The organism is Nostoc sp. LEGE 12454 (assembly GCF_056620565.1).
Genome location: NZ_JBWQXL010000041.1, coordinates 1 through 20872, shown reverse-complemented (window position 1 = coordinate 20872; position 20872 = coordinate 1). Strand labels below are relative to the sequence as shown.

Annotated in this window: 17 protein-coding genes; 9 read left to right on the top strand and 8 right to left on the bottom strand. The window is 42.4% G+C overall.

All coding sequences use genetic code 11. The annotated features are described in order from the left end of the window. Window positions 1–443: 443 nt before the first annotated feature. Together glyS and murD are read left to right on the top strand one after the other, a co-directional pair. A complete protein-coding gene (gene glyS, locus AC1F2U_RS27585; RefSeq protein WP_480264039.1) occupies window positions 444–2597 on the top strand; it encodes a glycine--tRNA ligase subunit beta in 2154 nt (717 codons plus the stop codon). An 84-nt stretch (window positions 2598–2681) separates the two neighbouring features. Then, window positions 2682–4175 (top strand): UDP-N-acetylmuramoyl-L-alanine--D-glutamate ligase, encoded by a 1494-nt coding sequence (gene murD / locus AC1F2U_RS27580; protein ID WP_480264038.1) that lies wholly within the window; start codon window positions 2682–2684, stop codon window positions 4173–4175. Between the two features lie 128 nt (window positions 4176–4303). Here murD and AC1F2U_RS27575 read toward each other — a convergent pair whose 3' ends face one another. The 4 genes from AC1F2U_RS27575 to AC1F2U_RS27560 form a co-directional block, all read right to left on the bottom strand. Then, the gene (locus AC1F2U_RS27575) at window positions 4304–4528 is read right to left on the bottom strand and encodes a type II toxin-antitoxin system HicB family antitoxin (protein ID WP_480264037.1); all 225 of its coding nucleotides are present in this window, start codon (window positions 4526–4528) and stop codon (window positions 4304–4306) included. Next, window positions 4528–4719: a type II toxin-antitoxin system HicA family toxin gene (locus AC1F2U_RS27570; protein ID WP_480264036.1), complete on the bottom strand. Its 192-nt coding sequence runs from the start codon at window positions 4717–4719 to the stop codon at window positions 4528–4530. The genes AC1F2U_RS27575 and AC1F2U_RS27570 overlap by 1 nt, the downstream gene beginning before the upstream one ends. Window positions 4720–4844: 125 nt before the next feature. Then, window positions 4845–5453, bottom strand: coding sequence for a hypothetical protein (locus AC1F2U_RS27565; RefSeq protein ID WP_480264035.1), 609 nt, complete (start codon window positions 5451–5453; stop codon window positions 4845–4847). A 175-nt stretch (window positions 5454–5628) separates the two neighbouring features. Further along, a complete protein-coding gene (locus tag AC1F2U_RS27560; RefSeq protein WP_480264034.1) occupies window positions 5629–6216 on the bottom strand; it encodes a thylakoid membrane photosystem I accumulation factor in 588 nt (195 codons plus the stop codon). 365 nt (window positions 6217–6581) lie between these two features. On the opposite strand from AC1F2U_RS27560, the gene AC1F2U_RS27555 reads away from it, so the two are divergent. Both AC1F2U_RS27555 and AC1F2U_RS27550 read left to right on the top strand, forming a co-directional pair. After that, window positions 6582–7919 (top strand): MurT ligase domain-containing protein, encoded by a 1338-nt coding sequence (locus AC1F2U_RS27555; RefSeq protein WP_480264033.1) that lies wholly within the window; start codon window positions 6582–6584, stop codon window positions 7917–7919. Between the two features lie 96 nt (window positions 7920–8015). Next, window positions 8016–8834: a type 1 glutamine amidotransferase gene (locus AC1F2U_RS27550; protein ID WP_480264061.1), complete on the top strand. Its 819-nt coding sequence runs from the start codon at window positions 8016–8018 to the stop codon at window positions 8832–8834. 320 nt (window positions 8835–9154) lie between these two features. Here the strand turns inward: AC1F2U_RS27550 and AC1F2U_RS27545 are convergent, their stop codons facing one another. From AC1F2U_RS27545 to AC1F2U_RS27530, 4 genes are all read right to left on the bottom strand, one after another. Next, the gene (locus AC1F2U_RS27545) at window positions 9155–9673 is read right to left on the bottom strand and encodes a hypothetical protein (protein WP_480264032.1); all 519 of its coding nucleotides are present in this window, start codon (window positions 9671–9673) and stop codon (window positions 9155–9157) included. A gap of 165 nt (window positions 9674–9838) precedes the next feature. Further along, a complete protein-coding gene (locus AC1F2U_RS27540; RefSeq protein WP_480264031.1) occupies window positions 9839–10435 on the bottom strand; it encodes a DUF4360 domain-containing protein in 597 nt (198 codons plus the stop codon). A 740-nt stretch (window positions 10436–11175) separates the two neighbouring features. Continuing rightward, a complete protein-coding gene (locus tag AC1F2U_RS27535; RefSeq protein ID WP_480264030.1) occupies window positions 11176–12789 on the bottom strand; it encodes an NAD(P)H-quinone oxidoreductase subunit 4 in 1614 nt (537 codons plus the stop codon). 429 nt (window positions 12790–13218) lie between these two features. Next, window positions 13219–14328: an S-(hydroxymethyl)glutathione dehydrogenase/class III alcohol dehydrogenase gene (locus tag AC1F2U_RS27530; RefSeq protein ID WP_480264029.1), complete on the bottom strand. Its 1110-nt coding sequence runs from the start codon at window positions 14326–14328 to the stop codon at window positions 13219–13221. 308 nt (window positions 14329–14636) lie between these two features. Between AC1F2U_RS27530 and AC1F2U_RS27525 the strand changes: the two genes are divergently transcribed. From AC1F2U_RS27525 to AC1F2U_RS27505, 5 genes are all read left to right on the top strand, one after another. After that, window positions 14637–15920 (top strand): valine--pyruvate transaminase, encoded by a 1284-nt coding sequence (locus AC1F2U_RS27525; protein WP_480264028.1) that lies wholly within the window; start codon window positions 14637–14639, stop codon window positions 15918–15920. A 14-nt stretch (window positions 15921–15934) separates the two neighbouring features. Beyond that, window positions 15935–16642 (top strand): ribosome maturation factor RimM, encoded by a 708-nt coding sequence (gene rimM, locus AC1F2U_RS27520; RefSeq protein WP_480264027.1) that lies wholly within the window; start codon window positions 15935–15937, stop codon window positions 16640–16642. A gap of 63 nt (window positions 16643–16705) precedes the next feature. Continuing rightward, on the top strand, window positions 16706–17326 hold the full coding sequence (locus tag AC1F2U_RS27515; protein ID WP_480264026.1) for a Uma2 family endonuclease: 621 nt from the start codon (window positions 16706–16708) through the stop codon (window positions 17324–17326). Window positions 17327–17480: 154 nt separating this feature from the next. Beyond that, window positions 17481–19862: a phosphoketolase family protein gene (locus AC1F2U_RS27510; RefSeq protein WP_480264025.1), complete on the top strand. Its 2382-nt coding sequence runs from the start codon at window positions 17481–17483 to the stop codon at window positions 19860–19862. A gap of 248 nt (window positions 19863–20110) precedes the next feature. Next, window positions 20111–20872 (top strand): Crp/Fnr family transcriptional regulator (locus AC1F2U_RS27505; RefSeq protein ID WP_480264024.1); only part of this gene is annotated, 762 nt, incomplete at its 3' end.

Below are 20872 nucleotides of genomic sequence, written 5' to 3'. Positions count from 1 at the left end.
AATATATATCCGTAAATACCGCATAAAATACGGTATGTAATGTAATGAATCTGTGAAGAGAAGCACTCACTATATAAAGTTTTGCATAAAATGTCAAGTCTATAGTGATGTCTGACGACAAACTCCTCTGCGTTTACGCTCCTTTTTATGCAATCCACTCTGGCTTAATTTCCATTCCTCATTTATCGTAAATTAAAGGGTTTGAAATCCCTGCGTTTTCACGTAGCCCAGTTACTCTGGAGGATCTTCTAACAGTAGGAGTTTAAGTACTCGTCTATTTGCATAGCGTGCCAGAGACAAAATATCTTTAATGTTGAATTTTGAATTGTTAACTATGGGGTTTTCCTTTATTCTCTTCGATGATCGATTTAGCAAAAAATCACGAGCGATCGCCTGAGAATAACTGATAAAGTTGAGCTACGCAAAGTTGAAAACAGTGTCCTATGCCTGGGTTTCTATTAGAAGTTGGTACAGAAGAACTACCTGCAAGTTTTCTCAGTGATGCTTTAGTGCAATGGCAGGAACGCATTCCCCAAAGCCTGGAAACAAACAGTCTCAAGGGCGAAAGTGTCCAGATATACGGTACTCCCCGGCGGCTGGCGGTATTGATTAAAGGTCTACCATCGCAGCAACCAGATCGAGAAGAAGAAATTAAAGGGCCCCCCGCCCAAGCCGCCTTTAAAGATGGTCAGCCAACAGCAGCAGCAGCAGGCTTTGCCAAAAAGCAAGGTGTGGAACTAGATGCGCTGTCTGTTCGCCCCACTGACAAAGGGGAATTTGTCTTTGTACAAAAAAGAATTCCCGGTCGTCCTGTGGCGGAAATTTTGACAGAACTTGTTCCCCAGTGGATTTGGGGTTTAGAAGGTAAGCGGTTGATGCGTTGGGGGAATGGGGATGCCAGGTTTTCTCGACCAATTCGTTGGCTGGTAGCTTTGTTAGATGAGACAGTATTGCCTTTAGAATTAGTGAATGGTTCTAAAACGGTTCAGAGCGATCGCATTTCCCAAGGTCATCGGGTTTTGCATCCTGAACCTGTGACAATTGCCCAAGCGACTGATTATGTTACCGCCCTCAAGTCTGCTTATGTCACCGTTGACCCAGAAGAACGGGTAAATCTGATTAAAGAGCAAGTAAATGCAGTCGCAGAGAATTTAGGCGGGTATACAGTAATTTACCCCGATTTGTTAGCAGAAGTAACCAACCTTGTAGAATATCCTTCCGCAGTTGTTGGTAAATTTGAACCAGAATTTTTGGAATTACCAACTGAGGTAATTACGGAAGTCATGGTTACTCATCAACGTTATTTTCCTGTATTCAAACCAGGGAGTTTTGAGCAAGAACTATTGCCCAATTTCATCACCATTTCTAACGCCGATCCCAAGAAATCAGATATTGTTGCTGTAGGGAATGAAAGGGTAATTCGTGCCAGATTAGCTGATGGCAGATTTTTCTACGACGCTGATTTAACTAAGCCAATAGAAAGCTTTTTACCCCAGTTAGAAAAAGTCACTTTTCAAGAAGAATTGGGTTCGGTACGTGCCAAGGTAGATAGAATAGTTAAAATTGCCGAGCAAATTAGCAGTCAATTAGAATTAGCGGAAGATCAAAGCCAAAGAATCCAACGTGCTGCTTTATTATGTAAAGCCGATTTGGTAACACAAATGGTGTATGAATTCCCCGAATTGCAAGGTATTATGGGAGAAAAATATGCCTTAGCCAGCGGTGAAGATGCCGAAGTAGCAAAGGCAATTTATCAACATTATTTGCCAAAGGGAGCCGGTGATATTTTACCTGAAACACTCACGGGTAAAATTGTTGGTTTGGCAGATAGATTAGATACTTTAGTGAGTATCTTTGGTTTAGGTTTAATTCCCTCTGGTTCATCCGATCCTTTTGCTTTGCGCCGTGCAGCTAATGCTGTAGTTAAAATTGTTTGGTTAGATAATTTGCCAATAAATTTAGATGATTTATTGAAGCAAATATCGATAGACTTTGCAGCAAACTATCACAAAGATGGGGCATCATTAACCACAGCATTACAAGAGTTTTTCTTGCAACGCATCCGCACTTTACTACAAGAAGAAAAGCAGATTGATTACGACTTAGTAAATGCAGTTTTAGGAGAAAACGATCCAGAATACACAGAACGGACGTTAAAAGATTTATTGGATGTCCGCGATCGCGCTTTGTACTTACAACAAATCCGTAACGATAGTACTTTAGATAACATCTACGAAACCGTTAACCGTTCCACACGATTAGCCGCCCAAGGCGATTTGGATACTAAACAGCTAGAACCAACAACCGTAGTTCGTAAAGAATTATTCCAAAAGCCCTCTGAAGACGCTTTGTATAATGCCTTAATCGAATCAGTGCCGCAAACTCAAGCAGCACAGCAAACACGAAATTATCAACTGTTAGTAGCAGCACTCACGAAAATTGCTCCGGCAGTTAGTAACTTCTTTGATGGCCCGGATAGCGTTTTAGTTATGGACTCCGATCCAGAAATCAAGCGTAATAGGTTACATCTGCTGGGACTAGTTCGCAATCATGCCCGTGTTTTAGCTGACTTCGGTGCGATCGTCAAAAATCTGTAGCGTAGGTCAACAAAAACTTGTGTAATTTTTGCCAAGAAAGGCTACTATAGGGAGTGCTTAACCAGGGACACTCTGCTGCAATCTATGTCCAAAGCTCATGTTGTTGGATTGGGAAAGTCCGGTGTTGCTGCGGCGAGATTGTTGAAACGGGAAGGTTGGGAGGTAGAGCTGAGCGATCGCAACACCTCCAAAACCCTCCTAGAACAACAACAAGAACTCGCTGCCGAGCAAATAACCGTTAAACTAGGACAATCCCTAGAATTGAATGGTGCTAATTTACCCCAATTAATAGTCGTTAGTCCTGGCGTGCCTTGGGATATTCCCGTATTAGTTGAGGCACGCCAATTAGGTATTGAAACCATTGGCGAAATGGAACTCGCTTGGCGAAATTTGCGATCGCTACCTTGGGTAGGAATTACCGGCACTAATGGCAAAACTACTACCACAGCTTTAATTGCTGCCATTTTCCAAGCAGCAGAATTAAATGCACCCGCCTGCGGTAATATTGGCTACGCTGCTTGTGAAGTTGCCCTATCCCAGAAGGGCAGGGGGGCAGAGGGGCAGGGGGGCAGAGGTGAAGGAACTGCGATCCAAAATCATGTTGATTGGGTGATTGCGGAAGTTAGTAGCTATCAAATAGAATCTTCGAGTTCTCTTGCTCCCCGGATCGGTGTTTGGACGACTTTCACACCGGATCATCTCAGTCGCCATCAGACTTTAGAGAACTATTACAACATCAAAGCCAAATTATTACGTCAGTCGGAGTTGCAAGTGTTCAATGGCGATGATGCCTACTTGAGCCAGCTAGGTTTAAGTGCTTGGCCTGATGCCTATTGGACAAGTCTCAAAGGAAAAGATTTTCTGATTAGCGAAAAAGGCTTTTACATTGAAGACGGCTGGGTTGTGGAAAAATTGACTGCAAACTCTGCACCAGAAGCAATTGTGAAGGTATCTAGTTTGCGAATGGTGGGAGAACATAACCAGCAAAATCTGTTGATGGCAGTAGCAACAGCAAGATTAGCGGGAATTAATCGTGATGCGATCGCACTTGCAGTTCGGGAATTTCCTGGTGTTGCCCATCGTTTGGAGCATATCTGCACATGGGAAGGTATTGATTTCATTAACGACAGCAAAGCCACCAACTATGATGCTGCTGAAGTTGGTTTAGCATCTGTTAACAGTCCAGCGATTTTAATTGCTGGTGGAGAAGCTAAAGCGGGTGATGATACTGCCTGGCTAGCACAAATTCAAACTAAAACTGCTGCTGTGCTATTGATTGGTTCTGCTGCACCTGCATTTGCCAAACGTCTCCGAGAGGTGGGGTATCATACATACCATATCGTGGAAACTATGGAAAGGGCAGTTCCCAAATCGGCAGAATTAGCCAAGCAGTATCAAGCGCCTGTGGTATTGCTATCTCCAGCTTGTGCGAGTTTCGACCAATATCCGAATTTTGAGGTGCGGGGCGATCGCTTCCGTCATCTATGCCTTGCTTGGGCAGGTGGTTGGAAACCTGCCAAAGTAGAATTTCCAGAACTTGAAAACTCTAGTCAAGAGTCCATAGTTCAAAGTCGATAAGCATCGTTTCTTAACAAGTTCGTAGTAAGGACTTTAGTCCTTGTTTTCTAAGCACTAAAGTCCTTACTACAAACTCTCAAAACTAATTTGACAAAATACTAGAAGGATTATTTAGTAGTTTTCTATAATTATATTTTGCTGTAGTTTGCAACTTCAACCTCATGAGCGATGCTTGTAGGTTTAGGAATAGGTAAACCATCTTCTAGCATTCCTTCTATATGAAATTCAATAGCTTCTGCAATCATCTGTTTGACTTCTTCTATAGTTTCACCCACAGCTACACAACCTGGTAAATCAGGGACATAAGCGCCGTAGCTAGTTGCTCCCTTTTCAATCACAACTGTATAACGCATCAGTCTTCCTCCAATTGAGCTTGTCTCCAGATATTTTTCAGAGTATCAATTGGTACATCCACATTTGGCTTACCAGCCACTGTTACAGTACCAGCTTTATCAGGATGTTTGAACTGTCGATGACTACCTTTAGTTCTAGCAAGATACCAACCATCAGCTTCTAGTCGTTTGATCGCTTCGCGTACTTTCATGCTACTACTTATCTGTACAGTTAAAATTTCTGTTACAGATAGAGTGCCTTATTAAGAAAGCAAAGTAAACGCAATTCTATCCGTCATTTTGTCGTGGTTTTCAGTATTGCTACCCAACATATCAATCAACCAATAGGGCGATTTCCGGGATTGACTGCATGAATATATTCACTACCCGATCGCGGTCTTCCTCGTTTATAATAAGCTTCTTCTGGTTTACCCCATCCTAGCTGCAAAATCATTTCCAAAAAGCTAGAATTTTCCCACTTGCACAAACTTGCCCACTCTGTTCTTTGAGCAATTCTCTCTACATCAGATGTGACAATTTGTTGGTGTTGTTTACTATTATTAAAACTCAAGTATAAATCCATTCCTATAGTGACTTCATACCAAAATTCTACGATGGAATTTTTAGCGGCTTTTAATATCTCTAAGTCACCATTGAGGGCAATTAACTCACTATCTATTTCGGGATAGTGCAAGTTTTTTCCTTTAACTGTCACTTCTCGCCAAATAATCCCGGAAACTCGATTTTCTTTCTGATAGTCGTGAATTGCAGCTTTGAAATCTTGATAGGCAGTAAACTGTTGCAACCCATCAGTGCTGATAAACTGGTCAATTACAGGATTGCCAGAGACTTTTATTTCTAACTTTAAGCGTTTCCCTTTGAGGCAAGCTTGGCGTTCGGCTGCCAAAATTTGAATTAGCTCCTGGGTGGTGTAAACCTTTGACATCAGAATACACTCTGTTAATTATTGGGCAATGGGCATTGATTACAGACTATAGACTATGGATTAATTTCCTCAATTGTTAATACAGATATTTCAATATTATGCTTTGACATCGGCGGCAATGTAGTAACAGATATAACTAAAAATTAGGGCAGACCAATTTGGTCTACCCCATAGGTTACTTAGCTAACTCACTACTAAACTCGTTAAAAGCTCGCCGTTTTAGCTGTGCTGTTTCAGTACGTGGTAATAAATCAAAGATTTTACGAAATTGATCGTCTATCTCTTCAAAAGGTACTTGACCCTTTTTATTCAAAAGTACTTCACCTGACTTATTTAACACCACTACTTGAGGAACACTCCCAGCATAGTAATATCCTGGTTCAGTTGGGTCGTAGGTCTCTTTCTGCGGGATAGTATCTACACTAATCGGCATAATCTCTGCTACCCGACCGTAGAATTCCTGTACCCGTGAGATAGAAATGGCATATCTTTTGGAATCGCTGCTATCATCCAGATAAAAAGCCAAAAATACGGGTTTATGTTCCGCTAAAGTCTGTGCTAGTGTCTGTCTGGGAGGAACCAATGAACCATTGCCAGCATAAACGACAAAGATGTTGCCATCATATAAATCATTATTCAGACCAGCAGATGCAGGTTGCATACTTATAATGAAAAGACTTACAAGCAACAACAGGCATTTGGACAACCACCTTTGCCAGCTAGTAATTTGTTTATGTAAAAAAAGAAACTTTGTGCTATTCATCAAAAGGAACCTTGCAAGCTACTACTTGTTGTGAGTTTGTGCTGAATTTGGCCAACTGGGCTGGATATGTAATTACGCCCACGCACTATTTTTTAAGATAACGCCTACTGAGATTATCTCTCGCAAGTGGCTGGTATCGCTACGCAGAATTCAAAACAAAGGTAAAGTAGCGCAACGCAACAATCCAAAATCATTCGACTGAGCGTAGCCCTACTCTTCCGGGGAAACAAGCAACGTGTAGCATTCCGCAGGAAAGTCTAAAATTCAAAATTGCGAATACTGGCTTTTTTAGCCAGGATTCGCTAAACTCACAAGATTAAATTTGCACTTTTAATTAACAACCGCCAGAACACTAGGGTACAGATGTGGGAAACAAAATACAATTCATAGATAGACTGCGATTGGGTTTCGCGGTGTCAGTGGCAAAGAGTGTGACCTTTATAGTGCGATCGCTCCGTCTGGGTGCTGCTAGTGTATTACCAGGCTCGATTGCTCGTCGCATTGAACCCCGACTCTTACAATTATTGAGTCAGCAAGTTAAAAACGGGGTGATTTTAATTGCTGGTACTAACGGCAAAACTACTACAGCGCTGCTTTTATGCACGATATTAGAACGCAAGGGTTTTCGCGTCACTCATAATTCTACAGGTGCAAATCTGGAAAATGGCTTGATGACGGCGCTGTTAGAAAGCACCAACTTACTAGGTACGCTAAATACTGATTATGCCATTTTGGAAGTTGACGAAAATATTGTACCGAAAGTATTAGCGCCACTCCAGCCGCGAATCATTCTCTGTTTAAACTTGTTCCGCGACCAACTCGATAGGTACGGGGAGGTAGACACAATTAGTAAGCGTTGGACAAAAGTTATTTCTACCCTACCACCAGAAACGGTGGTAATTCCTAATGCTGATGACCCAACTTTATCTAACCTCGGTCAGCAGTTACCCCAACGGGTGTTATTCTTTGGCTTGAATGAACCAGAACATTATTTAGAAGCAATTCCTCACGCTGTTGATTCTATTTATTGTCCCAAATGTGGACATTCCCTAGATTACAAGGGTGTTTATTTGTCTCATTTGGGAGATTTTACTTGTCCTAAGTGTGGTTTTAGTAAAAGTAAACCGACTCTGGAAAGTAGTGAATGGTCGCAAATTCTGGTTGGTTTATACAACAAATATAATACTTTGGCGGCTGCAACTGCGGCTATTGAGTTGGGAGTTGATGAAATAACAATTAGAGATACTATTAACAACTTCCAAGCTGCCTTTGGTCGTGCGGAAGATTTAGTAATTAACGGTAAACGAGTGCGAATATTGTTATCAAAAAATCCTGTGGGAACGAATGAAACCATTCGCGTAGTAACTCAAAGCACAGATAAAACCACACTGCTGGTATTGAACGATCGCACGCCCGATGGCACTGATGTATCCTGGATTTGGGACGTGGATACCGAGAAATTAGTCGAACGCGGCGGGACTTTAGTCGTGAGTGGCGATCGCGTCTACGATATGGCACTACGTTTACGTTACAGCCAAAAGTCCCCTGAGAGTAACTTAAATTTAATAGTCGAAGAAGATTTGCGACAAGCGATCGCAACTGCATTAGAGCACACACCAGAGAATGAAACCTTGCATATTCTGCCCACTTACTCAGCCATGTTAGAAGTGCGAGAAGTTCTTACTGGTCGTAAAATTCTTTAAATTGGGTAGTGGGAATTAGAGAAATTTTTCCCATTCCCCAATTCCCAACACCCAATTCAATTACGAATTACGAATTACGAATTACGAATTATGAATATGACTTCTCAAAATTTAGAATTAACAATTGGTTGGCTTTATCCAACGCTGATGAGTACTTATGGCGATCGCGGTAATGTAATTACTATAGAACGTCGCGCTCAGTGGCGGGGATACGATGTTAAAGTGTTACCCCTGGATCAAAATTCCACAGCCGCAGATATTAAAACTGTAGATGTAATCGTTGGTGGTGGCGCACAAGATCGTCAGCAAGAAATTGTCATGCGTGATTTGCAAGGTGCAAAAGCTGACGCGATGCGCGAGAAAATCGAAAATGGAACACCAGGAGTATTTACTTGTGGTTCACCCCAATTACTGGGACATTATTATGAACCAGGATTGGGACAACGGATTGATGGTTTGGGAATACTCGATTTAGTTTCCGTGCATCCTGGTGAAAATACTAAGCGCTGTATTGGTAACTTGGTAATTGAAGTCACAGCTTCACGCCTAGCGCGGGATTTAAAAGAGATGACAGGTAACACACCGTATTTGGTAGGCTTTGAAAATCACGGTGGACGTACCAAACTGGGGAAAGTGGAAGCATTGGGGCGCGTGGTGTACGGTTTGGGAAATAATGGTGAAGATGGGACAGAAGGAGCATTTTATCAGAATGCGATCGCTACTTATTCTCACGGCCCTTTGTTACCGAAAAATCCTTTTGTTGCAGATTGGTTAATTCAAACAGCGCTACGGCTAAAGTATCAACAGGAAATTACCTTAGAACCCTTTGACGATAGTCTCGCTGTCCAAGCACGAGAAGCGATGTTTAAGCGATTGAAAGTGAGTTTACCAAGTGCTGCTGCGGCGAAAGTTTAACCTCAGTTCGCTAATTAAGCCTCTCCCCGTGTCGGGGAGAGGTTTGGAGAAGGGTAAAATTTGACATCAAGAAACAACCAACTATCTCGATTTATCAATTAACTGAAGGTGAGTATCAAGTTAGGCAATTTAGGGAAAATGACCGCATTCAATCGTCAGCGTTACCAGAGTTTGATTTAACTGCTGAACAGATTCTTCGGGTTGGATAAGTCGTATAAAAACAGCTAAAGAAGTAAAAGAGTCATTAAAGATTCGTCCGCGAGTATCAAAGACTTATTCACGTTCTTCACTTTTTCCTGAAGTAGCGCTAAAACCAGATTTTATTGTTGTTGAAGTGCAAACTTCATATCTGTCAACTCTAGTTCTCCTCCGGTTGTTGTTAATACTAAATTAACGCCTAAAACACTTTTTCCTGTAGTTGTATAATTAGTTGGAGGTATTTGATTAGTCAAATCAAAGTTCATAGCACTTCCATACATCATTTGATATGGAGTTGGTCTATCGCCAACTAAAAATGATGATATAGATACTTGTGCTGGTGCTTTCTTGACTACACCTTTTAAAGCTAAAGGCACGAGCCTAAACTGCTTTTGAGTATTAGAGGTATTAATTCTAATGATACATCTAGCCCTTGGTGATTGTGCGTTTACAGTTATATTAGAGGCAAGTGTCAACTGATTTATTTGCGGATTGAAAGTTATATTACATCTCCTATTAACTAAAAAGTTGGGCTGGTTATCTATTGCAGCAGCAGTGCCAGATGAATTGGCATCATAACAATAGAAAAAAAACAAGCATATTAATATGAAAAAATTACGTGCATCACTTAATCTCAACATAACTTACTCTCCATCGACAAAAATTGGTAATCTTATATTAAAGAAGAATACATTCGGTAGATTCAATGAGTGGGGGATTTAGACCCATCACTCATTGAAGACCACCAAATTTGGAATTTGGTGCGGTGTATCACCATCTATGCGCAGAATCGCTAAAAGCGAGGACTAACAACGTCTTAGGTCAAAATAAAGCCTTACATCCCCAGCATTTATATCGGCTGTATCAACGAAAATAGAACTTCCTCGCGAGGATTGTGCAATCATATTAATACCTAATAGTCCTTGCCCACCACCACTACATAAACCTGTAGCAGCTAGAACAGTAATCTCATCTTGCTCCGCAAATGCCTTACTCCCTGTAAACTTGGTAGTTTTAGGGGGAGCTACGGCTTGACCAAGAGCACCACCACTAAAGCTATAAGTTCTGTTTAAGCTGGTACCTTTACTCCCTCTATCAATATCAGTAGTTCCTTGGTACAGTACTTGTACATCTTGGATGATGAAACCACTTGGAATAAAAGTTTGAACGCGTAAAATACACTTTTGACGCTGACCATTGAATGCACTCATGTTATCCAAGATGATCGATAAGCTTCTACCATCATCTCCAGGAAGCTGACCAGCAACACTACATCCACCAGAACCGAGTGCATCTCCAAAAGTAATACTAGGCAAATCATCAGCCAAAGCCTTGATCGCAATCAGGTTCATTCCAAGAATTGTAGTTAGAGACAGTAATAGACCAAATTGTTTAAAGTTCATATTGATTGTACCTATGTTGTTAAAGTTGTTTTTTCATGGAAAATGCAGTCAAAATGCATTTCCCCCAACTATTTAACTAGTGCAGGATAAATCTCTAGAAGGTTTACTTTATTTAGAAACTAAATCGTTTTTAACTGTGGCAGGAATTAACTTAGTGTAGGTATAGCATCACTTACGTAGGACTCACCTGTAATAGCCTAAAGTCTTGAGATTAAAAAATGGCACTTTCTCTGTAAAATCCATGAGAGAACTCTCCTAGAGATGCAAAAGTAGAATTAAGCATTAATACCTTCGCTAAGAAAAGAGGCAGTCTAGCTTTTGCCGAAATACCCCAACACAAGAAGGTGTAAACTCTCAAGCTAATTCATGCAATAGTTGAGTGTCTCTATCTTGAAGTTACAAAAAGAATCTGAGGAACTTGTGAGGGAATGCGGTGCTTATTAAAACTTAAATTTTGCCAATATTCAGGCTAGAATTTACTGGGATATCAATAAAAATAATATTAAAACTACAGAGATGTATATGTCGTTTGTCCTTATATTTAGATATCTGATGAAAGAGAATGTGAGGAACTTGTGAGGAAATATGGTGCTTATTAAAACTTAAATTTTGTCAGGATTCAGACTGAAGTCTGCTGGGATATCCTGACCATAACAAAATTTTAGGGGTGGTTTCATAACCACCCCTTTATTCTCCTAATATTTAGAATTTACTTGCAGACCCCTTAATGGGAAGTTAATTTACTCAGAAATGTTAATCGAACTTTCAACTTGAGAAGTAGCCAATGTTGGTGCAGAGAAAATACGCGAGTACAGACTTGATGGTTGTTGATGAGCAACAACTGGTAGAACTTGACGAGCATGGGCAGCTAATTCTATTGCTTTCACATCATAAGTCTGCGTTGCTAATTTGGGATAAAACCCGATTCCGATGATTGGTAGTAGCAAACAAGCGGTAATAAATATTTCGCGGGGTTTGACATCAGAGATTACAGCATCCAAGTGCAACTCTTTATTTTGCTCACCGTAGAACACTTGACGCAGCATCGACAGTAAATAAATCGGTGTCAAAATCACGCCAACTGCTGACAGCAGCACGACTACAACTTTGAAGCTGGAACTGTAAACATCACTGCTGGCGATACCCAGAAACACCATCAACTCACCCACAAATCCACTCATTCCGGGTAAAGCAAGAGAAGCCATTGAACCAATGGTAAACAGAGCAAAGGTTTTGGGCATTACCTTAGCCATACCGCCCATTTTATCCATTATCAAGGTGTGGGTGCGATCGTAAGTCACGCCAGACAGGAAGAACAAGCTAGCAGCAATCAAGCCGTGGGAAACCATCTGTAATACTGCACCGCTGATACCAAGCTCTGTGTAAGAGGCAATCCCAATCAGCACAAACCCCATGTGGGCAATTGAAGAGTAAGCCAAACGGCGTTTGAGATTGGTTTGAGCAAAGGCACAGCAAGCACCGTAGACAATGTTAACCACACCCAAAACTGCTAACACTGGGGCAAAAGTCACATGGGCATTGGGCAACATTTCCACGTTGAAGCGGATGAGAGCATAACCACCCATTTTTAACAACACACCAGCCAAAATCATTGAACCGGGTGCTGATGCTTCACCGTGAGCATCAGGTAGCCAAGTGTGTAAAGGGAAAATCGGCATTTTCACACCGAAGGCAATTAAGAAACCTGCATAAACTAACAATTCCAAGGTTTTGGGGTATTCTTTCATTCCTAGAGTCACCATGTCGAAAGTGACGGTATCTCCAGAGAATGCCATTGCAAAACCGGCAATCAAGATAAATATTGATGCAGCAGCGGTGTAAAGAATGAATTTGGTAGCGGCATAACGGCGGTTTTGTCCTCCCCAAATGGAAATCAGCAGGTAAACCGGCACTAACTCGATTTCCCACATCAGGAAGAACAACAGCAAATCTTGGGCAACAAATACGCCAAGTTGGGCGCTGTACATCGCTAACATCAAACCATAAAATAATCGCGGCTTGGTGTTAACTTTCCAAGCCGCGAATATTGCGAGGGTATTGATTAAGCCTGTCAGAAGCAGTAAGGGCATCGATAAACCATCAACCCCCACAGCCCAATGCAAACCTAACTGCGGTATCCAAGGATAGTTTTCTATAAGTTGAAGTCTTGAACTCTGGAAGTCGTACTTATACCAAAAGGCATAAATCATCAGTGCAAAGTCGGCGATCGCAACTCCCAGACCATACCACCGCACAGTTCTACCTTCCTTGTCTGGGATTAGGGGGATGGCTAAGGTAGCCACCAAGGGTAAGAGGATTATAGCTGTTAGCCAGGGAAATTCAATAGCATTCATTACTTCTGACAATCAATTTGCCTTATCACTTTTGATTTAATTATATTAAGGAATCAATACTTTTGTAAACATTCTTTAACTCTAGAAGATTAAATTTTTGACAGATATAAGAACATATACTTATTGAACGTCAAATTTTCAGGATAAATAAGAATAAATACTTATCGCATTTTGACGATTCCATTCTAAATGTAAACTTTTGCAACGTCAACAAAAAACGGTAGCTAAAGCTACCGTTACAATACAGTTACATTTTTTGGTTCAGCCCAATTGTCAGGACTATTTAGTCTACGCTTCTAAGTTGAGTCATAAACCTAACCCTCTGTATTGGATTAAGTGCAACGCCAATTTAAGGTTTAGCTATGTACTGAGATACTTTAATGTGCTAACTATGAGAGCAAAATACCCTTTTAAAACATCCTCTAACAGCTAAAAAGTCACCACACTGCGAATTGATTCACCTTTGTGCATCAATTCAAAAGCATCATTAATTTGCTCAATGGGCATTACATGGGTAATTAAATCATCAATATTTATCTTACCTTCCATATACCAATCAACAATTTTCGGCACATCTGTACGTCCTCTAGCGCCACCAAATGCTGAACCTTTCCAAACGCGCCCAGTTACTAATTGAAAAGGACGAGTACTGATTTCTTGTCCAGCACCAGCAACACCAATAATCACACTGACACCCCAACCTTTATGGCAGCATTCTAATGCTTGACGCATAATTTTGACATTACCAATACATTCAAAGCTGTAATCAGCACCGCCTTTTGTTAAATCAACTAGATAGGGAACTAAATCACCCTCTACTTCTTGAGGATTAACAAAGTGTGTCATACCAAATTTTTCCGCCAAGGCGCGTTTGTTGGGATTAATATCTACCCCGACAATCATATTTGCCCCTACCATCCGCGCCCCTTGGATGACATTTAAGCCAATACCACCCAAACCAAAAACCACAACATTTGCTCCAGGTTCCACCTTGGCAGTATTGATGACTGCACCAATACCAGTAGTCACACCACAGCCAATGTAACAAACCTTATCAAAGGGGGCATCTTCCCGAATTTTTGCCAAAGCAATTTCCGGCAGCACCGTATAGTTAGCAAAAGTGGATGTACCCATATAATGATGAATCATTCGCCCATCGATACTAAAGCGACTGGTGCCATCGGGCATAACACCGCGTCCTTGAGTTAGGCGAATGGCTTGACAGAGATTGGTTTTGAAACTCAAACAATATTCGCACTGGCGGCATTCGGGAGTGTAGAGGGGAATCACACGATCGCCTGGTTTGAGACTGGTGACACCAGCGACTACTTCCACTACCACACCAGCACCTTCATGTCCCAAAATAGCCGGAAACAAACCTTCGGGATCGTCACCAGATAAGGTAAAAGCGTCGGTGTGACAAACCCCACTTGCTTTCACTTCAACTAACACTTCGCCGGCTTGTGGCCCTGATAGTTGAACGGTTTCAATCGTCAACGGCTTACCTGCACTGTAAGCAACTGCTGCTTTAACTTCCAATGTCAGCGCTCCTGTATAGTTTTGTCATTTGTCATTTGTCATTTGTCATTGGGCATGGGTTATTCTCTTTTTCCCCAGTCTCTTCATAAATATTGAACGCATGATAGACTTTTGTATTACTTCATCGTATTTACTAAGCACGATCGCCACTATCAACGATAAATACTATTACCTTTGTCAAAATATCATTCTCTGGCTAGATTGGTTAAAGGCGGCAACAGCTGTTTTGGCAACGATGTAAACTGGATGTCAGCAGCAAACCCCAAATAATTTGTCCACCCCTCAATTAATATATTTTGTTACAGCTTATGAACCCTGCCCTAACTCAAATTGGCGCTCAAATGTCGAACCTGACTGGCGTCAGAGCAATCATGAAGGATATTATCGAAACATTACGAGCGGGTGCAGGGCAGCAGTTTATTAATTTGAGTGCTGGTAATCCGTTGATTTTGCCAGAGGTAGAACAATTATGGCGGGATTGCACTGCACAGCTTTTGGCAAGTCCAGAATATGGTGAGGTAGTTTGCCGCTATGGCTCAAGTCAGGGCTATGCACCATTAGTTGAAGCGATCGCCAACGACTTTAACAAACGCTACGGGTTAAACTTGAGCGAACGCAATATCCTGATCACCCCCGGTAGTCAAACCCTCTACTTCTACGCGGTAAATAGCTACGGTGGCTACACCCCTAGCGGCGAGTTAAAACAAATCGTTTTGCCCCTCAGCCCTGACTACACAGGTTACGGCGGACTCTCCTTAGTTCCAAAAGCCTTAACTGCTTATAAACCGACTCTCGATATTGATGAAGCCGCCCACCGATTTAAATATCGTCCCGACTTCAGCAAACTGTCGATTACAGAAAATACCGGTTGTATCCTCTTCTCACGCCCTTGTAATCCTACTGGTAATGTCCTCACTGAGGATGAGGTGAAAAAGATTGCTGCCCTGGCTGCGCCTTACAATCTGCCCGTGTTAATTGACTCAGCTTATGCACCTCCCTTCCCGGCATTGAACTTTACCGAAATGACACCAGTGTTTGGTGATAACATCCTCCACTGCATGAGTTTATCGAAAGCGGGATTACCAGGAGAAAGGGTTGGTGTTGCCATTGGGGATGAAAAGTGGATTGAAGTGCTGGAGTGTTTCCAAGCAAATATTGGTCTCCATTCTTCACGTTACGGCCAAGCGATCGCAGCTCTTGCAATCAACTCTGGCGCTTTAGTGGAAATTTCTCACACTGTCATCCGTCCCTTTTACCAAAATAAGTTTAGCGTTTTAGAAACCAGCTTAGAACAAGCGATGCCCAAGGATTTACCTTGGTTCCTCCATCGCGGTGAAGGAGCAATTTTTGCTTGGTTGTGGTTAAAGGATTTACCCATCAGTGACTGGGAATTTTACCAGCAACTTAAGCAAGTAGGTGTGATTATTGTCCCAGGAAATAGCTTCTTCCCCGGTTTAGAGGAAGAGTGGGCCCACAAACACCAATGCTTCCGCATCAGCCTCACAGGTAGCGATGAGGAAATTGCTACTGCCATGCAACGTTTAGCAAAAGTGGCTGAAGAAGCTTATAAAGGTGCGGCGGTGACTGCTTAATACGGAAAATAGAAATGAAACACGAAGAAGCTAACAAAGAGATAGGGAGCAGAGGCGCAGACGCGCCAAGGAGCAGAGGAGGAAGAGGAAAATCAAAAAAATCCAGTCCTCAATCCCCAATCCCCAGCCCCCAGCCTGTAGTTCCCAGTACCCAATCCCCAGTGCCCAATCTCGATGATTGGCTAGAAATTGGTAAGATTGTTGCCCCTCAAGGATTGTCTGGAGAATTACGGGTTTATCCTGTATCAGACTTTCCCGAAAGATTTGAAGTACCGGGAAAACGTTGGTTGTTGTGTTCAGGTGACACAGAACCGCAACCAATCGAATTATTAACAGGACGTTACATCAGTAATAAAAACTTGTATGTAATCAAATTAGCTGGCGTGGAAAATTGCGATCGCGCGGAAGCGTTGCGCGGTTGTAAGTTAATGGTGCCAGCAAGCGATCGCCCCCAATTAAGCGAAGATGAATATCATGTCCTCGATTTGATTGGCTTAGAAGTTTTCATGCAAGCATCTGGCGAACTCGTCGGTACGGTGGTAGATATCATCCCGGCTGGGAATGATTTGTTAGAAGTCAAGTTGCATGAATCATTTGCTACTGACAAAAAGCAAAAGACTGTTTTGATTCCATTTGTGGAAGCGATCGCACCAGTAGTAGACTTGTCATCTAATCGCATTGAAATCACGCCGCCGCCTGGATTATTGGAAATTAATAATTAGGTCATTGATTGAATGGAGATTATTAATTATTAATTTTTAATTTTTAATTCGGAGCAAAGCGACATGACTCAAGCTTTACCAAAAATCGTAACTTTTGAAGAATTTGTCAAGTGGAAGCCAGAGAATGAGCGCTATGAGTTGCATAACGGAACAATTGTTAAAATGCCTCAACCTGTAGGAGATCATGAAGAGTTAACAGGATTTTTAGCCTTTGAACTGACTAGAGAATGTATCCGTTTAAATCTTCCATACTTCATACCTAAGACAGCACTTGTCAAACCACCTGTAAATGAATCAGGTTATTCGCCAGATGTACTGTTGTTGAATCGCCCTAATTTGATAAATGAACCTCTGTGGAAAAAAGAATCTACTGTTATTCAACCTGAATCAATTCCTGTAATTATTGAAGTTGTTAGTACAAATTGGCGTGATGATTACCTCAAAAAATATGCAGATTATGAGGAAATGGGAATTCCTGAATACTGGATTGTTGATTATGCTGCTTTCGGTGGTAGAGAGTTTATTGGTAAACCAAAACAACCTACTATCTTAGTTTGTTCTTTGGATGAAGGTGAGTATCAAGTGAGCAAGTTTCGGGGTACAGACCGCATCCAGTCGCCAACATTTCCAGACTTTAATTTAACTGTCCAGCAGATTTTTCAAGTAGGTAATCTTTCATATTAATTCAAAATTTATACTCTATCCTGTGCCCAAAGCCAAGGAATATAGTCACAAAGGCTGATAAAATTCATCATCGGTTAGATGGCCATCATCTGGGAAACAAGTATCATTACTTACTGATGAATCCATCAAAATCCTTTTGTAATGGAGTGTCGAAATGACATTAGCAACGACTCCACAAACAAAGCCTTTAACTGATGAAGAATTACGGAAGATCAACGCCTACTGGCGTGCAGCTAACTATCTTTCGGTTGGGCAGATATATCTACTCGACAATCCGCTACTGAGAGAACCGCTAAAGCTGGAACACGTCAAACCCAGACTATTGGGGCACTGGGGAACAACACCAGGGCTGAACTTTATCTATGCTCACCTGAATCGGGTCATCAAAAAATATGACCTCAACACAATCTACATTGCTGGCCCCGGTCATGGAGGGCCTGGACTGGTAGCTAACACCTACTTAGAAGGAACTTACACCAAGTACTACCACAACATCTCTCAGGATGCTGAAGGAATTCAGAAACTCTTCAAACAATTCTCTTTCCCTGGTGGTATTCCTAGCCACGTTGCGCCGGAAACTCCTGGTTCGATCCACGAAGGCGGGGAACTAGGTTATGCCCTCGTCCACGCTTTTGGTGCTGCTTTTGATAACCCTGACTTAATTGTTGCTGCTGTTGTGGGTGATGGCGAAGCTGAAACAGGTGCTTTAGCAACTAGCTGGCATTCCAACAAATTTCTTAACCCCGTGCATGATGGGGCTGTACTTCCGATCCTGCACCTGAATGGATATAAAATTGCTAATCCAACAGTATTGGCAAGGATCGGCCATGAGGAATTAGAAAGCTTATTGGTGGGCTACGGCTACAAGCCATACTTTGTCGAAGGCGACGATCCCGCAAATGTACACCAGCAGATGGCGGCGACTCTAGATATAGCGATCGCCGAAATTCAAAGTATCCAAAGGGAAGCCCGCGTACATGGTTTCACCGAACGTCCGCAGTGGCCGATGATTGTCATGAAAACCCCCAAAGGTTGGACAGGGCCCAAGGAAGTTGATGGCAAAAAAACTGAAGGTTATTGGCGATCGCATCAAGTTCCCTTTGGCAACATAGCGAAACAGCCAGAACATCTGAAACTCCTAGAAGATTGGATGAAGAGTTACAAACCAGAAGAACTCTTCGACAGCAACGGTAAGCTGATTCCCGAATTAGCAGAACTGGCTCCCAAAGGTCATCGACGCATGGGTGACAATCCCCACGCTAACGGCGGTATTTTGCTGTGTGACCTGAAGATGCCCGACTTTCAAAAGTATGCCGTAGATGTTCTCAAACCAGGGCAAGCGATCGCTGAAGCTACCCAAGTTGCCGGAAAATTCCTCCGGGATATCATGCAACTTAACCAAGAAAGCCGCAACTTCCGCATCGTCGGCCCTGATGAAACGGTATCAAATCGCTTGGGTGCTGTGCTAGAAGCCACAGATAGGGATTGGGCAGCCCAGATCCTCCCGGAAGATGACCACCTTTCCCCCGACGGTCGGGTAATGGAAGTTCTCAGCGAAACTAATTGTCAAGGATGGTTAGAAGGCTACCTCCTCACAGGACGCCACGGGTTTTTCTCTTGCTATGAGGCGTTTATCCATATCATTGATTCGATGTTCAATCAGCACGCCAAATGGCTGAAAACTACCAGAGATATTCCTTGGCGTAGACCGATTGCTTCCCTCAATTACCTACTCACTTCCCACGTTTGGCGGCAAGACCATAACGGTTTTTCCCACCAAGACCCCGGTTTTATTGACCATGTAGTTAATAAAAAAGCAGAAATTGTTCGCGTATATCTGCCGCCCGATGCCAATACTTTGCTATCAGTAACCGATCACTGTCTCAGAAGCCGTAACTATGTCAACGTCATCGTTGCTGGAAAGCAACCAGCATTGCAATACCTAAATATGGATGCTGCTATCAAGCATTGCACCAAAGGCATCGGTATTTGGGAATGGGCAAGCAACGACAAAGACGGCGATCCAGATGTAGTGATGGCTTGTGCTGGGGATATTCCCACCTTAGAAACTTTAGCGGCTGTGGATATTCTGCGCCAGCACTTCCCTGAGTTAAAGGTGCGGGTAGTGAACGTAATCGATTTAATGACATTACAACCAAAAAGCGAACATCCCCACGGTTTGAGCGCAAAAGACTTTGATACGATTTTCACCACAGATAAACACATTATCTTTGCCTTTCATGGCTATCCCTGGTTGATTCATCGCTTAACCTATCGCCACACTAACCACGAGCAGATGCATGTGCGTGGCTACAAGGAAGAGGGAACTACCACCACTCCCTTTGATATGGTTGTTCTTAACGAACTCGATCGCTTCCATTTAGTGATGGACGTAATTGAGCGCGTACCAAAATTAGGATATAGAGCAGCTTATGTCAAGCAGCATTTGCAAGATAAGCTGATCGAACACAAACATTATATTCAGAAGTATGGCGACGATATGCCGGAAATTCGCGATTGGAAGTGGCCCTATTAAAAGGGAACGAGGGTACAGAGGCAGAGGGAAAACTCTTCTCCCTGCTTCTCCCTTTTTTAGAACTATACTGGAAGAAATCGTTACTGAATTACAATTTTCTTAAAATACGATTTAATCTAGGGTTCTAAGTTGTAAAGTTTACAACTTCTAGATATAAAACCACCTTTTGACATATTGGGGCTAGTTACTGGCTATCTCTCAAGTTCATCAGTTGCTTTTCAAGGAACAGTTGTACTTGTAGGTTCTCCATGTCAGTATCTAACCAACTTTATCTACCAATAGAAAATCAGATCCTTGCTGCTCTTTCAGAGGCTGAATATCAACGCCTAGTTCCTTATCTAGAGCGAGTCGAGCTTTCAGTTAAGCAAATCCTCTACAAAGCCAATGAACCAATAACACACGTCTATTTTCCCCATCAGGCAATAGTTTCCTTAATCTGTATCCAGAAAAATGGCTCGACTATCGAAGCTGGCATAGTGAGCAATGATGGCATGGTAGGTATTCCTGTAATTTGGGGCAGTAACACTACAAATACAACTGCGTTTGTGCAGATTACAGGCAGTTCTATGATGATGAAGACAGAGTTGCTCCAAGCCGAGTTTAACCGAGGTGGAGAGCTTCAAAGTTTGCTGTTGGGTTACACTCATGAGCTGTTCACTCAAGTTACACAAACACTCGCTTGCAACAGCCTCCACACTATAGAACGACGGCTTGCTCGTTGGTTGCTCTTCATCGCTGACCGTGTACAATCAGATACATTCGTGCTAACTCAGGAATATATTGCTAAGATGCTGGGCTGTCGTCGCACTGGTGTTACGGAGGTAGCAGGTAGACTCAGCCGAGCCGGAATCATTAGCTACAAGCGAGGAGTAATCGCCATCCTGAATCGGTCAGGTTTGGAAGATACATCTTGCGAATGTTATTTGATGATTAAAGGGGAATACGCTCGATTGCTTGGCGTACCGAGCCAGTCTGCTCTCGAAAATGGGGGCAGGGGGCAGGGGGCAGGG

Excerpts from the sequence above, each read along its gene's own strand:
- AC1F2U_RS27545 (WP_480264032.1), bottom strand. The coding sequence starts at position 9,673 with ATGTTGAGATTAAGTGATGCACGTAATTTTTTCATATTAATATGCTTG.
- rimM (WP_480264027.1), top strand. The coding sequence starts at position 15,935 with ATGAAACACGAAGAAGCTAACAAAGAGATAGGGAGCAGAGGCGCAGAC.
- AC1F2U_RS27515 (WP_480264026.1), top strand. The coding sequence starts at position 16,706 with ATGACTCAAGCTTTACCAAAAATCGTAACTTTTGAAGAATTTGTCAAG.
- AC1F2U_RS27565 (WP_480264035.1), bottom strand. The coding sequence starts at position 5,453 with ATGTCAAAGGTTTACACCACCCAGGAGCTAATTCAAATTTTGGCAGCC.
- AC1F2U_RS27535 (WP_480264030.1), bottom strand. The coding sequence starts at position 12,789 with ATGAATGCTATTGAATTTCCCTGGCTAACAGCTATAATCCTCTTACCC.
- AC1F2U_RS27570 (WP_480264036.1), bottom strand. The coding sequence starts at position 4,719 with ATGAAAGTACGCGAAGCGATCAAACGACTAGAAGCTGATGGTTGGTAT.
- AC1F2U_RS27510 (WP_480264025.1), top strand. The coding sequence starts at position 17,481 with ATGACATTAGCAACGACTCCACAAACAAAGCCTTTAACTGATGAAGAA.
- AC1F2U_RS27575 (WP_480264037.1), bottom strand. The coding sequence starts at position 4,528 with ATGCGTTATACAGTTGTGATTGAAAAGGGAGCAACTAGCTACGGCGCT.
- glyS (WP_480264039.1), top strand. The coding sequence starts at position 444 with ATGCCTGGGTTTCTATTAGAAGTTGGTACAGAAGAACTACCTGCAAGT.
- AC1F2U_RS27525 (WP_480264028.1), top strand. The coding sequence starts at position 14,637 with ATGAACCCTGCCCTAACTCAAATTGGCGCTCAAATGTCGAACCTGACT.
- AC1F2U_RS27540 (WP_480264031.1), bottom strand. The coding sequence starts at position 10,435 with ATGAACTTTAAACAATTTGGTCTATTACTGTCTCTAACTACAATTCTT.
- AC1F2U_RS27560 (WP_480264034.1), bottom strand. The coding sequence starts at position 6,216 with ATGAATAGCACAAAGTTTCTTTTTTTACATAAACAAATTACTAGCTGG.
- AC1F2U_RS27550 (WP_480264061.1), top strand. The coding sequence starts at position 8,016 with ATGACTTCTCAAAATTTAGAATTAACAATTGGTTGGCTTTATCCAACG.
- murD (WP_480264038.1), top strand. The coding sequence starts at position 2,682 with ATGTCCAAAGCTCATGTTGTTGGATTGGGAAAGTCCGGTGTTGCTGCG.